Origin of the sequence: Enorma shizhengliae (genome assembly GCF_009676995.1) — a bacterium.
Taxonomy (GTDB): Bacteria; Actinomycetota; Coriobacteriia; order Coriobacteriales; family Coriobacteriaceae; genus Enorma; species Enorma massiliensis.
Genome location: NZ_VTFZ01000012.1, coordinates 22,356 through 36,185 on the forward strand (window position 1 = coordinate 22,356; position 13,830 = coordinate 36,185).

A 13,830-nucleotide genomic window follows, 5' to 3' on the forward strand; every position below is an offset into this window, starting at 1 on the left:
ATACGGCGCGCGCGTTGCGCAACCGTTGCGCCGGCGTTTCGACCATGTTTCGAAACCGAGTGGCAACATGCAGTACGCTCGCATGAAAAAGCGGGCCCGGACCCGTTGCGATGACAGGTCCGGGCCCGCTCGAAACCGCTCGTTGCAGCCAGGCTCGGCGAGGCGCGTTAAGCGAGGCGCGCGTACTTGCGCTTGCCCACCTGGAGCACGCAGCCGGAGTGCAGAAGCGCCGGATCGATGTTGTAGGCCTTGGGCGCGACCGGCTTCTGGTCGATCTTCACGCCGCCGCCGTCGATGAGCCGGCGCGCCTCGCCGGCAGACGGGGCGAGCCCAGCCTCCTTGAGCACACCCGGAAGGTAGATGAGGCCTTCATCGTTGGGGGTCAGGTCGACCGAGACCATGGCGATGTCCTCGGGAAGCTGGCTCTCCTTGAACACCCGGTCGAACTCGGCCTGCGCCTCCTCGCCCGCGCCTGCGCCATGGTAGGTATCGCAGAGGTCGCGACCGAGCGCGCGCTTGAGCTCGTACGGATCGGCGGAGCCGTCGGCGAGCGCAGCCTCGATGGCATCGACTTCCTCGGGAGTCTTGGAGCTGGCCAGGCGGTAGTACTTCGCGATCATCTCGTCGGGAATGGACATGGTCTTGCCGAACATATCGGCAGGCTCGTCCGTGAGGCCGATGTAGTTACCGTAGCTCTTGGACATCTTGCGCACGCCATCAGTGCCCTCCAGCAGCGGCATGGTGAGCGCGACCTGCGGCTCCATGCCCATCTTCTCCATAAGCTCGCGACCGGCGAGCAGGTTGAAGAGCTGGTCGGTACCGCCCATCTCAACGTCGGCCTTGATGACCGTGGAGTCGTATGCCTGCATCACGGGGTAGAGGAACTCGTGGAGCGCGATGGGCGTCTGCGACTGGTAGCGCTTGGTAAAGTCGTCGCGCTCCAGGATGCGCGCCACGGTGAACTTGCTGCAGAGTTCGAGCAGGCCCTTGAGGTCGAGCGAGAGGATCCAGTCGGCGTTGTGCACGATGGTGGTCTTCTCGGGGTCGAGGATCTTCATGGCCTGGTTGACGTAGGTCTGCGCGTTTGCCTCGACCTGCTCCTGCGAAAGCTGCGGACGGGTGGAATTCTTACCGGACGGATCGCCGATGAGCGCGGTACCGTTGCCGATAATGAGCGTGACCGTATGGCCCAAGTCCTGGAACTGGCGCATCTTGCGCAGGGGCACTGCATGGCCCAGATGGAGGTCGGGGCTCGTGGGGTCCACGCCCAGCTTGATGTTGAGCGGTACGCCCCGCTCGAGCTTCTTCTTAAGATCCGCCTCAGGCACGATCTGCGCCGCTCCCGAAGTGATGATCCGCATCTGCTCTTCGACTGACAGCATTTCTGTCCTCCTGATATCTAGCACCCTCGCCGACGGCATCCCATAGGTCTTCTGCGCGCTGGCGGTGCTTGTTTTCTCGGTAGCTGTATTAGTGTAGCCGAAAACCACGCCCGGCACCCGAAACACTCCCGTGATAAAACGAACCCGGTTCGTTTTATCATTTTTGGCAGCGGACAAGAATGATAAAAGTAACCGGGTTCGCTGTATCACTCTGAGCTCGAAGGCGTGTAGCCGATCACGGAGTCGCGCCCATACCACTGAGCCAGGCGGAAGTTGATGTAGTTATCCATGTTGTCGCGGATATCGCCCATGAAGAGCACCTTGGGGCCCACGGTGTAGAACGGCACCTGGATATCTGCCGACGGGCTCTCCGTGAGCGTGGTAATGCGCGCCCACACCTGGTCATCGTATTCCTGAGCCTCCCCCGAGATGAGCGACGACGCGGCAGAGATCGAGACGAGGTCGTCGCGATGCCTCTCGTCGATGGCGAGCGCGCCGACCATGAGCGCAAGCACCGCGAACATGAGCGCGGTGTATGCCGGCCAGACCCGCCCCAAGCTCTTCCAGGGCACCGCAGCCGTGCGCCCCGACCTCTCGAGACGACGAACGCACCATCCGCAAAACCAGCCGATGCAGAGAAATGCGAGCACCACGAAAAGGTCGTAGCGAATGTTCTGCACGCGGCCCGGGCCCACCGTGCCCATGGAGTAGAACGTCGGCGCGAAGCTCGCCATAAAGAGCAGCACGGACGCCACGGCCGGAACGCCCGGCAGCGCGAAGGAACAGGCCGAGCGCCGCGCCGCCCACACCATCACGGGCACTGCGAGAGCAAGTGCCAAGACGAACAGGCCGTTGGTCCACAAGACGATGTACTCGATACCCGCAAAGGCGCTCCGCAGAAGCGTCATGAAGACGCCGAGATTATCACCGGGAAACTGACTCACCTGACGCTCCACGTTTCCCGGCGCCGCCATCGAGAGCGCGAAGCCGGCAGCGAAAACCACGAGCGCAGGAACGAGGGCGAAGCCGCGCCGGTTGCCCCGTGCGATGCACGCCACCGTGGCGGCAAAGAGCACCGTGCCCGCGACGAGCCCCGTTACGAAATTGCCGCCCGCCAGTATCGCCGCGAGGAGCGTGAGCCCCATCGCGCGGCCCACCAGCCCAGCTCGTCCGATGGGCCCCCGGCGCGTGCGCCCTCGAACAATGCGCGCCGATAGCGCCGCAGCCACAAGCATAAGCGCATGGTAGAAGGTGTAGTAGATAGCCGAGTTGTACCACCAGAACCCTTCGACGGGGCTCGGCAAAAGCTGCGTCTGCAGCAGAAGAACGAGACAGGTGAGGGCGACCCACACCGCGGGCGGCGCGCCGAGCAGATCGCGCACGACGACACTCGAGGCATACGCCGTGGCGAGCACGAGCGCGGCGATGATGAACACCGCGCCCAGGCCGTAGAGCTCCTCGGCGAACACGCCCGGCTGAAGCGCCATGAGAAAGATTGCTGAGTAGGTTCCCTGCCAGGAGAAATAGGTATCGACGACCTCCTGGGCCGCCGCCGCAACGGCTCCGAACACGCCGCGCCCGGCCTCGAGCGCAAGGTGAGCATCGACGCCGTAATGCCAATCGTCGGCATAGCTGTGATCGAAAAACGAGATGGCGACCATGATGCCCAGCGCGACCACAAGGGCAAAAGCGAGCACGGCGGCTATGGCCACGAGGGCATGGGGCTCGGCTCCGCTCCCCCGCCCTGGGCGGTGAGCAATCGCGGGCCGTGCTGCATGGCTGGCTGCCGCATGCCGCGGTGCCACCATGTGCGCCGGCTGCGCCTCACCGCCGACAGGGCTTCGCGTGCCTCCGTGCGCCGGCTGCGCGCCCTCGATCGAACCCATTGGTCGCTCCCATCTAGCCTTGCGAACACGCCGCAAGGTATGCAGTCGGTCTGGAATTTGGCTTGAACAAGCATACCCAAATTCCATCAACGAGCGTGTTGAGGTAATGTGTGCTCTATCTATGTTTGACGATTTGCCCGCATCTGCGCGCAAGCACACGCGAAGCTTCAGCAACAGGAGGTCTATATGGGTCCTCGTCAACGCCATAGTCGAAAGCGCGCGAAGACGCACGCTTTGCCCATCATCATCGCGTCGTTCTTCGGGTTCCTGCTCCTTGCGGGCACCGCTTTCGGCATCGGCATGATCGGCGTCGTGGACACCTGGCTCCAAGACCTGCCCGACTACACCGACACCGACCTCTACCTCATGAGCGAGCCCACGACGATCCTCGATGCCGATGGCAACGTGATCGCCCGCTTCTATACGCAGAACCGCACCACGGTTTCGCTCGACCAGATTTCCGACTATGTGATCAACGGCACCGTCGCCACCGAGGACGAGCGCTTCTACGAGCACGGCGGCTTCGACCTCGTAGGCATCATGCGCGCTGCGGTCTCGCAGGTCACCGGCGGTTCCGAGGGCGCATCGACCATCACCCAGCAGCTCGTGCGCAACACCATCCTCTTGGACGAGCAGTTCGACATCACCCTCGAGCGCAAGGTGCGCGAGATCTACCTCGCCGTCAAGATGGAGGAGATCTATTCCAAAGACGAGATCCTCAACATGTACCTCAACGTGATCAACTACGGTCACGGAGCGTACGGCATCGAGGCCGCCGCGCAGACCTACTTCTCCAAGAGCGCCAGCGACCTCACCCTGGCCGAGGCGGCCCTGCTCGTGGGCCTGCCGAATGCCCCATCGCAGTACGACCCCACCATCAACCCCGAGCTCGCCGTCCAGCGCCGCAACACGGTGCTCGACCGCATGCTCCGCAACGGCTACATTTCTCAGGAGGAGCATGACGCCGCGCAGGCCGAGGAGCTCCAGCTCAACGTATCCGAGACCTCGGGCACGGGCGTGGATATCAACGCCTACCCCTACTTCGTCGACTACGTGCGCTCCCTGCTCTCGGATGAGTTCGACTACGACCAGATTTTCTCTGGCGGCCTCACCGTTAAGACCACCATCAAGCCGAACGTGCAGCAAGCAGCAGAGGCATCGGTGCAGGACCAGCTCAACAAGTTCGACGAGGACGGCCTTGAAGCCGGCATGACGGTGATCGATAACGACAACGGCTACATCGTGGCCATGGTGGGCGGACGGGACTACTACGCCGACGACCAGCACACCAACCATGCCATCACGCAGCGCCAGACGGGCTCCGCATTCAAGGCATTCACCCTTGCCACCGCCATCGACCAGGGCATGAACCCCAACATCATCATCAACTGCAACTCGCCGCAGACCTTCGACGACGGCTCGTACACCGTGAGCAACTACGATAAACACTCCTATGGCTACATTTCGCTCGCGCGGGCGACCGAGGTTTCGGCGAACACGGGCTACGTGCAGGTTGCAAAGGCCGTGGGCATCCAGAACGTGATCGATATGTGCCATAACCTGGGCATCGACGACGAGATGAATGCGTATTCGTCGCTCACGCTGGGCACCAAGGAGCTCTCGACGCTTCAGATGGCCGAGGCATACTCCACCTTCGCCATGGGTGGCGAGCATCGCGATGCCGTGGCGATCACCGAGATTCAAAACCGTGACGGCGAGGTCATCTACCAGCATGAGGACAGCCCCGAGCGCGTCCTCGATGCGAGCGTTGCCGCCGAGATCAACGATATCTTGCAGGGAGTCATCTCCAGCGGTACGGCCACGGGTGCTCAGCTCTCGGCGAACCAGCCCTTCGCCGGCAAGACCGGTACCACCGAGGCCCCGTCCGACTTGTGGTTCTGCGGATACACCCCGCAGTACACCATGGCCGTTTGGACGGGCCATAGCGGCAGCAACCAGCGCATCACCGTCAACGGACGGCGCGGGCGCACCTCCGACCTGCCCATCCCTATCGCGCGGAACTTCTTCAACACCGTGCTCGACGGCGTTGAACGCGAGGAATTCCCGGCAGCCGACGGCCAGATTACCTATCAGGACGACTCGGTTTGGGAGGTTGACGGCAAGCCGCTTTCCGGCGGCGGATCCAAGGCCACAACGCCCGAGACCGAGACCGTGGTGGAAAACGAGGGGACCGGCACCGAGGCCGAGAGCACGACCACTCAGGAAAGCCCCACCTCCCCCGTGACCTCGCCATCGGAACCCGCCACCACCCCGGAGCCCGAGCCCGAGCCCGATCCCAAACCCGAGCCGAGCCCCGCACCCGAGCCGAGCCCCGGCGCGGGTGCGGGCACAGGTGACGGACAAAGCTGAGACAGACATGAGACAGTTGTGCCAGGTACAAGTGTCTCATTGATAGCAAAACGGGGAGCTCGCAGGGGCTCCCCGTTGCTTTTGGGTCCTAGACACATGAGACACTTGTACCTGGCACAACTGTCTCATCGATGAGGATTGCAGAGCTTCGAGATAAGGGTCTCGAACCGCTCGCCGTCGTCGTCGGTTCGCGCGACCACCAGAATGGTGTCGTTGCCCGCGAGTGACCCGAGCACGGCGGGAAGCTCCGCGGCATCGATAGCGGCAGCGATACCGGACGCCGTACCCGGCTGTGCTTTCACAAGCACGAGATTGCCCGTGCGCACGACCTCTACGACGAGTTCCGAGACCATGCGCTGCAGATGCAGATCCTCGGCAAGCACATAGACGCCCTCGGGAAGCTTGCGCAGCCCCATATCGGCAATATCGCGCGAGACCGTGGCTTGCGTGCAGTCAAAACCGAACGTCTTCAGCTCGTCGACGAGCATGCGTTGCGTGCGAACGTTCTTATTGCGAACTATCTCCCGGATGGCATCCTGCCGGCCGTTGCGCTTCTTCGCCATTTCGCTACACTCCCCTTTGCCACGTTCCTGCTAGATATGCGTGAAGTACGCATAGTGTACTCAATTACGCAGGAGAATGGCGGTGTGTAATCAAATTGAAGCATATCCTATACGATTTATGCTTCCTTTCATGCGCTGAAGGCTATTTGAGGGAACACTTTGGCAACGATTTTCCGCATACGGCGTACGACAGAGCGATCAAGCGCACGAAAGCATGACGCCCGTTCGCGCTGCGAAGGGAAGATGCGAGATGCGCGCGAGTATTGAAAGGCGGGCGCTCAGACAGCAAGCGGTCACGTTTTTGCGGACGATGGAACCGTAGATGAAGCCGAATTCACGGCTCGTATCACCGAGCACCGCCACCGAAGCCCGCGTGCTCGGCGCCTCGATCATGTCGCGAACGCGCGCGTTGCGCTCGATAGCAGAAATCTCGCGTGACGAGCAGACGCCTTCAATGCAAGAGATGATCTCGCGTAGATGCAGGCGATGGACCGCAGCCAGAAGTGCTTCGTCGCGGTCGCGGCGCCATGTCGAGATGAGTTGCAGGTACCGCTCGTGGTTCCGTTCACAGCAGGCATATGCGGCCATGTTGAAGTGATTCAGCATCTCTTGTTGAGCCACATGGCAGACGGCTTGACCCGCCACGCCCACGCGCTCGATATCCTCAAGGTAGGCGGCAAGATAGGCGACCTCGTTACCGCATAGCTGCATACGCAAGCCGAGCGCGTCGGCGCGGTCGCGGTCCAAGACCTTGCCCTTGAGCGCGTTGAAGATGCCGTCCGCCAAGAACAAGGGCGCTTGATCGCGAAACTCATCTTTCGTGCGCGTCGGCGCCACATCGAAGCTCAGGCGATGCGAGCTGAGCTCGCCGTTGCCAGAATCTTCGTCAACCGAAAGCGCGAGGATGGCGAGCTCAAGATCATGCTCGGTGAGCAATGCGTGAAGGTGCTCGAGAGCGCGCGGGGCCAGCCAATCGTTCTGTCCAAGCACGAGCACATAGCGGCCACGCGCCACGCCAAGAGCGCGGTCGAAGGCAAGGGAACGGTCGGTATCTTCGAGTTCGATGACGTCGAGCCTGATCTCGCGCTCCGCACAGCGACGGCAGATGGCAGCAGTACGATCATGGGAAGCGCAGTCGCACACCACGAGCTGAACGTCGTCGAAGTCCTGGTCGAGCACGCTCTCCAGGGTGCGCAGCACATGTCGCTCGGCATCGTGGGCAAGCACGATAACCGAGATGAACGGGCGCTTCACCATACGACGTGCCACCGCTCAACCTCCCCCGGGAGTCCTGGACTGCAAGTCGTATTACATGGTATCACCGGGCGTTTTCACCGGACTCGAAGTGCTTGGCTGCACGTTCTGTACAAATGTTCTGCAACAACACAACACATCGCGACGGTCTATGCGAGCAGCGCGGGGTGCAATTGGTGCGCACCATGCGCACGGGGCACCAAGCAATCAGCGCGCCCCGTCCGGACGACGCGCCCTATGCGAGTGGCGTGAGGGTATCCGGCGGGTAGGCAACGTCCATGAACGTGAGCCCGCACGCCGGCGCCGTTGGGCCCGCTGTCCGGCGGTCACACGCTGCAAGCACCTCAGAAACCCAGCTGGGCTCGCGCCGATGGAGCCCCACCTCCACGAGCGTCCCCACGATGGTGCGCACCATGGAATGCAAGAAGGCATTGCCGGTGATGGTGAACGCGAGCACCTCCTCCCCAAGCTCCTCGGTTCGCTCAAAACCCACGCTCATCACATTTCGACAGGTCGGTTTCCCCACCGCAGAAGCCATCTTGCAAAAGCTCTTGAAATCGTGCTCCCCTACGAGATGCTGCGCCGCACTATCCATGGCCTCTTCATCGAGCGGCATGCGCTGCCACCACACATGATCACGCGTGAGCACCGGGCGATTCGGCCGATCGGCGATGCGATAGGTGTAGGTGCGTGCCAAAGCATCAAAGCGAGCGGAGAAATCCGAATGCGCCCGGAAGACCTCCTGAACGGCGATATCGCGCGGCAAGAGCGCATCCATGGCGCGCAACCAGCGCGTCTGGACAATCGAGAGCTCACCATCGATGGCAGGGAAGCTCACATACTGGCTGAGCGCGTGCACGCCAGCGTCTGTACGGCCGGCGCAGGTAAGGTCCACCTCACGGCGCAGGAAGGTTTCCAGCGCCTTCCTGAGCTCTCCCGCGACCGTGCGCACCCCGGGCTGCGTCTGCTCGGCAAACCCGCTATAAGCCTCCCCTGAATACCCCAGGCGCAAAACGATGGTGCCCGCGCATGAGGGCTGCCCGCCATGGTCCATAGCTTCCTGTGCCCTCGCCTTGTCCTCCATCGCGCCCCCTATCGTCTCGCGCGCCAGCATATCGGCGCGCCTTTCCCATCAGATACTATACGAAAGCACCGTGAGCACCGCTATGACAACGAGCCCGCCGAGAAGAACAAGCTTGTCCGCAGGCTGCAAAGGTATGCGTCTATGCTGCCCAGAGCTCCGCTGGCCGTAGCAGCGGGCATCCATAGACTCCGCCACGCGATCGGCGCGCCTGAAGAGCCCGACCACGAGCGGCGTAAGCACCGCCGCCCATGCCCGTACGCGCCTGAGCACCGACCCTTCGTCGAAGTTGACGCCGCGCGCCCGCTGCGCGAGCCTGATGCGCCCCGCCTCTTCGGAGACAACGGGAATGAACCGCAGGGCCATCGCTAGCACAAGCCCGACGTCTTCGATCGGCACCCCGATATGACCGAGCGGCCTCATGAGACTCGTGCAGGCGTGTGCGAGCTTAGTTGGCGTTGTGGATGTCGCGACCGAAAGCGCAAGACATACGAGCATGATGATCCTCGCCACGGCGGTGGCGGCACGTGCGGCACCCACCGTACTGATGCCGACACTTCCCGCGATGGCAACGTCGGCACTTCCATCGCAAGAGACGAGATTTGCGCAGACGATGAACGCGAAGAGCAGGGCGACCGGCTTTAGGGCACGTGCAACGGCCTTGCCCCCGATGCCGGATGCGCGAAGCACCAACAGGCAGAGCATTGCCCACATGGCAAGTGCCCAAGGAGCCCTCGCGGCAAAGAGCGCGGCCGTCGCGACAAGCAGAAGGGTCACTTTTACGCGTGCGTCGACGCCTTCCAGCCCTCGCCCTGCCGCGTCCTTCCGGCCTGGCCTGGCCGCGACCTCCGATCCGTGCGAGGATGGCTCTTGCGCCGACGTGCCCTCCGGCTCTTGCGCGGCGCCGGCCATTGGCCCTTGTGCCGCCGTGCTCCTCGAATCTTGCGCCACCGAGCCCTCCGGGCCCCGCGCGGCACCGGCCTCTTGCCCCTGCACAGCAGCTTCCACCGACGTGGCCCCGTTCACGCCTGCAGAATCACGCTTTTCCGCTTGCACAAGAAGTTCACGAAGTTGCCAGGATTCTGGCGGCTCAAGCCCCGCCCGCGCAAACGCATCTATATCCGAGGCAAGTGCGGCTGGCGTCCCCTGCCATGCAATCGTGCCATCTGCAAGCAGGACCACCTGATCTGCGATCGCGAGCCACTCTTCAAGATCGTGACTCATCACGAGGACTGGAAGCCCCTTGCAGGCAATATCTTGCACCAAGCGGTGGAGCGCCGCACGAGCCGGAGCGTCGAGACCAGCCGTGGGCTCGTCGAGAACAACCGCGCGAGGATTGAGCGTGAGAATGCTTGCAAGCGCCACCCGACGAGCCTGGCCCCCCGATAGGCAGAACGGATCGCTTGGCAGCAGCTCCTTGATCTCGAGCTGCGAGGCCGCTTCGCTCACGCGCCGAGCAACCTCATCTTCCGAGCAGCCAAGATTGCGCGGTGCGAAGGCGAGTTCGTGCTCTACCGTCTCGAGAAAGAGCTGCTGTTCGGGATTCTGGAACGCTAGGGCAACTTCGCCCGGTACAGGCGCGGTGCCACCAAGCAGCACCGAGCCCGACTGCGCCTTGGTGAGTCCGGCAGCCAGACATGCGAGCGTGGTTTTGCCCGCACCCGAACGACCTGCGATAAGCGTCACCCATCCGGATGGAATCGAAAGCGAGATATCGTTCAACACGTCCGCGTTTTCATAGGCAATAGAGGCGTGGCTGAATGCCAAGGAACTCGCTTCGCGCACGGGCTTGTCTTCAGTGCCACAGTCGTTTTCGGATATCGCGCTGAAAACCGCGGTGTTATCAGACGGAATTGAGGAACCGGAAGCGTTCTCAGGCATGACTCGAACATCGAGGCCGTTTTCGGGCGAGATTCGGGCACGACCTTCTTTGTCGGGCAGAATTCGGACATTGGTTCCCTTGTCGGGCGAATAATCGCCATTTTGAGACGCTTGAGCGTACGAATTACGCCCGACAACGCTGTGAGCGTCCGAATCACGCCCGAAAACAGAGGCGCTGTACGAATCTCGCCCGGCATCGAGCAGGGACCCTGCACCGGCGCACCCATCCACTTGGACACTGCGCAGCCACGTGGCAAGTTGAGCCGGAGCAAACCCACCGGCAAGATCAAAGCCATCGGCAACGGCACGCCGCAGCGCGTCGGCATAGCCGTTTGGTGGTAAAACCCAATCCCAGAGGTCACGATAATCGACCAGAAGCGAACCCGGTGCCCCCGACCAGATCACCTCGCCAGCGTCGAGCACAAGCACCCGATTGCACGAAAGCACCTCAAGCGGATCATGGGTGACGAGAACCACGCCGACGCCACGCCCCGCAAGATGCGCCACCAGGCTCCTGAACTGGGCCCGGAAGGTGCTATCGATCTGAGAGGTCACCTCATCGAGCACGAGATAGCCAGGCTCCATTGCGAGCACAGAAGCCAACACGAGGCGTTGGAGCTCTCCGCCTGAAAGCGATTGCACCTCACGATCCTCGAAGCCCGCAAGCCCCACAGCATCAAGCGAATTCGCAACTCGCTCCGCTATCTCCCCTTCCGTGCAACCGATATTCCACAGACCAAAAGCGAGCTCGTCGCTTACGATGGTCGACACGGTCTGGTCCGCAGGATTTTGGCCAACATAGCCAACTAGACGGCGCACAAGGGCACGCCCCGGCACATTGGCGGTAAAGGCCCCATCGACGCAAACGGCACCGGATTGAGGCAACTGGGCCCCACACACAAGCCGCCCGAGCGTCGATTTGCCGGAACCATTGTGCCCGATCAGCGCAACGACCTCGCCGCGCTCGACGCAAAGCGAGACGCCGTGAAGGGCGCCGTCGACAATGGCATCTACTACCTCGATCATGCGACGCCTCCCTCCAGCATCGAGCGAGCTTTTCATCTTTGGAGCTCAGAGCGCAATCGCGCCCCCGCTCATCCATCACCTATTACAACGAACACGCCGGCGGTATGAAATGAAGCGCCACCGCGTTTAGGTTTCGGCATGACATAGCTCAACAGCAGCAAAACGCCAACACCGTTACCGCCGCCAACGCAGAAGCAAAACGACGCCACCGTTAATGTGAAAAAGGCCCCGCAGAGCGGGGCCTTTGCAAAAGCTCACATGAGCCTGGGCGCTACTCGGCAGCGCTCTCCTCGGCGGGAGCCTCGGTCTCGGCGACCTCAGCCTCAGCGGCGGGAGCCTCCTCGACAGCCTCGGCCTTCTTGGGGGCAACGGGCTTCGGAGCAGGAGCAGCCTTCTTCACCTTGGGGGTGCAGGGCTCGGAGACAATCTCGATGATGACCATCGGAGCGTTGTCGCCCTTGCGGGGGCCGAGCTTCATGATGCGGGTGTAACCGCCGTTGCGGTCGGCCCACATGCCCTGAGCGGCCTTGTCGAAGATCTCGGCGACGAGGTCCTTGTCACCGAGCTTGGCGATGGCGAGACGACGGGAGTGCAGGTCGCCCTTCTTGGCCCAGGTGATGATGGGCTCAGCATAGCTGCGGAGCGCCTTCGCACGGGTCTCGGTGGTCTTGATGCGATCGTTCTCAAAGAGCGCCTTGGCAAGGCTCTTCTTCATGGCCTTGGTGTGGCTCGCATCGGTGCCGAGCTTCAGGCCCTTCTTCTTGTTGTGACGCATGGTCTCGTATCTCCTCTATATGAAAGCTCGAGCTACTGCTTCAGGCTTAGGCCCATAGACTCAAGCTTGTCCTTGACTTCCTCGATCGACTTGACGCCGAAGTTGCGGATGTTGAGCAGGTCGTTCTCGGAGAACTCCACGAGCTGGCGCACAGAGTGAATGCTCGCGCGCTTCAGGCAGTTGTAGGAGCGAACCGAGAGGTCGAGATCCTCGATCTGCTTATCGAGCTCGGCGTTGTCGCTCGCGGCCTCAGGGGCGAAGATCGAAACCTCTTCCTCGACCTCGGGGGTCTCGGCAAGGTTCATGAACGCAGCCATGTGCTGGTTGATGATGTTGGCAGCCTGAACCACCGCGTCGCGCGGGGAAAGGGCGCCGTTGGTCTCGATCTCAAGCACCAGACGGTCGTAGTCGGTGTGCTGACCCACGCGGCAGGCCTCGACGAGCTTGGCGCAACGGCGCACCGGCGAGAAGAGCGAGTCGACGTGGATGATGCCGATGGGATCGGAATCGCGCTTGTTGCCCTCGTACGACACATAGCCGCGACCATGACCGATGCGCATGGACATCGTAAGGTGCGCGCCCTCATTCAAGGTGGCGATGTGCTGCTCGGGGTTGACGAGCTCGAAACCAGCCGGAATGAAGAAGTCGCCGCCGTTGACATCGCACGGGCCCTCGACGTTGATGGTGGCCTCGGCCTCGGACACCGAGGTGCCCGTGGCGCGGAAGACCAGGCCCTTAACGTTGAGGACGATATCGGTAACATCCTCAACCATGTTGGGGATGGTCATGAACTCGTGCTGGGCGCCATCGATCTTGATCGCCTCAACTGCCGCACCCTCGAGAGAGGAGAGCAGGACGCGACGGAGCGAGTTGCCGAGGGTGTCGCCGTAACCACGCTCGAGCGGCTCGACGGAGACACGAGCGGACGTCTCGTTGATCTCTTCGACCTGAACCTGAGGCCTAATGAATTCTGACATGTATTAACCTCCAGCCTCAGCAGCCCTGATGGACTACTTAGAGTAGAGCTCGACGATGAGCTGCTCTTGGATATCGGTGCTGATCTGCTCACGCGTGGGCAGCGAGAGCACGTTACCAGAGAGCTTCTCGATATCGACCTCAAGCCAGCCGGGGACCTCGAAGCGCTCGGACTGGATGAGAGCCTCCTTGATGGGGAGGAGGTCACGGTACTTCTCGCCCACCGCGATGACGTCACCGGGCTTGACGAGATAGGAGGGGATGTCGACGCGGCGGCCGTTCACGGTGAAGTGGCCGTGGGAAACCGTCTGACGGGCCTCGCGGCGGGTGCGGGCGAAGCCGAGACGGAACACCACGTTGTCGAGACGGCTCTCGAGGAGAACCATCAGGTTCTCGCCGGTGACGCCGTTCATGCGACGGGCGCGCTCATAGTAACGGTGGAACTGCTTCTCGAGCACACCGTAGATGAACTTAGCCTTCTGCTTCTCGCGCAGCTGGACGCCGTACTCGGATTCCTTGCGACGACGCTTGGGCTGACGCTTCGATTCCTTCTTGCTGCTGTAACCGAGCTCGATGGGATCGACCCCGAGCTGGCGGCAGCGCTTAAGAACAGGAGTCCTGTCGATTGCCATAGTAA

The 13,830-nt window shown here is 62.1% G+C and carries 10 protein-coding genes; 1 reads left to right on the forward strand and 9 read right to left on the reverse strand.

Annotation, left to right across the window (positions count from 1 at the left end):
- Window positions 1-167 precede the first annotated feature (167 nt).
- Window positions 168-1,382: a tyrosine--tRNA ligase gene (gene tyrS / locus GJE22_RS08705; RefSeq protein ID WP_144687959.1), complete on the reverse strand. Its 1,215-nt coding sequence runs from the start codon at window positions 1,380-1,382 to the stop codon at window positions 168-170.
- Between the two features lie 206 nt (window positions 1,383-1,588).
- A complete protein-coding gene (locus GJE22_RS08710; protein ID WP_144687960.1) occupies window positions 1,589-3,268 on the reverse strand; it encodes a DUF6056 family protein in 1,680 nt (559 codons plus the stop codon).
- 186 nt (window positions 3,269-3,454) lie between these two features.
- Between GJE22_RS08710 and GJE22_RS08715 the strand changes: the two genes are divergently transcribed.
- The gene (locus GJE22_RS08715) at window positions 3,455-5,638 is read left to right on the forward strand and encodes a transglycosylase domain-containing protein (protein ID WP_144687961.1); all 2,184 of its coding nucleotides are present in this window, start codon (window positions 3,455-3,457) and stop codon (window positions 5,636-5,638) included.
- A gap of 125 nt (window positions 5,639-5,763) precedes the next feature.
- On the opposite strand, the gene GJE22_RS08720 is transcribed toward GJE22_RS08715, so the two are convergent.
- The 7 genes from GJE22_RS08720 to rpsD all read right to left on the reverse strand — a co-directional run bounded on the left by GJE22_RS08720 (window position 5,764) and on the right by rpsD (window position 13,825).
- The gene (locus tag GJE22_RS08720; protein ID WP_019127921.1) at window positions 5,764-6,201 is read right to left on the reverse strand and encodes an arginine repressor; all 438 of its coding nucleotides are present in this window, start codon (window positions 6,199-6,201) and stop codon (window positions 5,764-5,766) included.
- 198 nt (window positions 6,202-6,399) lie between these two features.
- Window positions 6,400-7,470, reverse strand: a complete 1,071-nt coding sequence (locus GJE22_RS08725; RefSeq protein WP_144687962.1) for a glycosyltransferase family 2 protein — start codon at window positions 7,468-7,470, stop codon at window positions 6,400-6,402.
- Between the two features lie 220 nt (window positions 7,471-7,690).
- Window positions 7,691-8,509 (reverse strand): tRNA pseudouridine(38-40) synthase TruA, encoded by an 819-nt coding sequence (gene truA, locus GJE22_RS08730; protein WP_144688007.1) that lies wholly within the window; start codon window positions 8,507-8,509, stop codon window positions 7,691-7,693.
- A gap of 78 nt (window positions 8,510-8,587) precedes the next feature.
- The gene (locus tag GJE22_RS08735; RefSeq protein WP_186297394.1) at window positions 8,588-11,443 is read right to left on the reverse strand and encodes an energy-coupling factor transporter ATPase; all 2,856 of its coding nucleotides are present in this window, start codon (window positions 11,441-11,443) and stop codon (window positions 8,588-8,590) included.
- A gap of 271 nt (window positions 11,444-11,714) precedes the next feature.
- Complete coding sequence (gene rplQ / locus GJE22_RS08740) at window positions 11,715-12,218, reverse strand: 50S ribosomal protein L17 (protein ID WP_019127917.1); 504 nt, start codon at window positions 12,216-12,218, stop codon at window positions 11,715-11,717.
- Window positions 12,219-12,250: 32 nt separating this feature from the next.
- Complete coding sequence (locus GJE22_RS08745) at window positions 12,251-13,195, reverse strand: DNA-directed RNA polymerase subunit alpha (protein WP_019127916.1); 945 nt, start codon at window positions 13,193-13,195, stop codon at window positions 12,251-12,253.
- Window positions 13,196-13,228: 33 nt separating this feature from the next.
- Complete coding sequence (gene rpsD, locus GJE22_RS08750; RefSeq protein ID WP_022349918.1) at window positions 13,229-13,825, reverse strand: 30S ribosomal protein S4; 597 nt, start codon at window positions 13,823-13,825, stop codon at window positions 13,229-13,231.
- Between the last annotated feature and the right edge of the window lie 5 nt (window positions 13,826-13,830).

Bases quoted from the DNA above. Each gene is read 5' to 3' on its own strand.
- GJE22_RS08735 (WP_186297394.1), bottom strand. From the start codon at position 11,443: ATGATCGAGGTAGTAGATGCCATTGTCGACGGCGCCCTTCACGGCGTC.
- GJE22_RS08720 (WP_019127921.1), bottom strand. From the start codon at position 6,201: ATGGCGAAGAAGCGCAACGGCCGGCAGGATGCCATCCGGGAGATAGTT.
- GJE22_RS08710 (WP_144687960.1), bottom strand. From the start codon at position 3,268: ATGGGTTCGATCGAGGGCGCGCAGCCGGCGCACGGAGGCACGCGAAGC.
- tyrS (WP_144687959.1), bottom strand. From the start codon at position 1,382: ATGCTGTCAGTCGAAGAGCAGATGCGGATCATCACTTCGGGAGCGGCG.
- rplQ (WP_019127917.1), bottom strand. From the start codon at position 12,218: ATGCGTCACAACAAGAAGAAGGGCCTGAAGCTCGGCACCGATGCGAGC.
- rpsD (WP_022349918.1), bottom strand. From the start codon at position 13,825: ATGGCAATCGACAGGACTCCTGTTCTTAAGCGCTGCCGCCAGCTCGGG.
- truA (WP_144688007.1), bottom strand. From the start codon at position 8,509: ATGGACCATGGCGGGCAGCCCTCATGCGCGGGCACCATCGTTTTGCGC.
- GJE22_RS08745 (WP_019127916.1), bottom strand. From the start codon at position 13,195: ATGTCAGAATTCATTAGGCCTCAGGTTCAGGTCGAAGAGATCAACGAG.
- GJE22_RS08715 (WP_144687961.1), top strand. From the start codon at position 3,455: ATGGGTCCTCGTCAACGCCATAGTCGAAAGCGCGCGAAGACGCACGCT.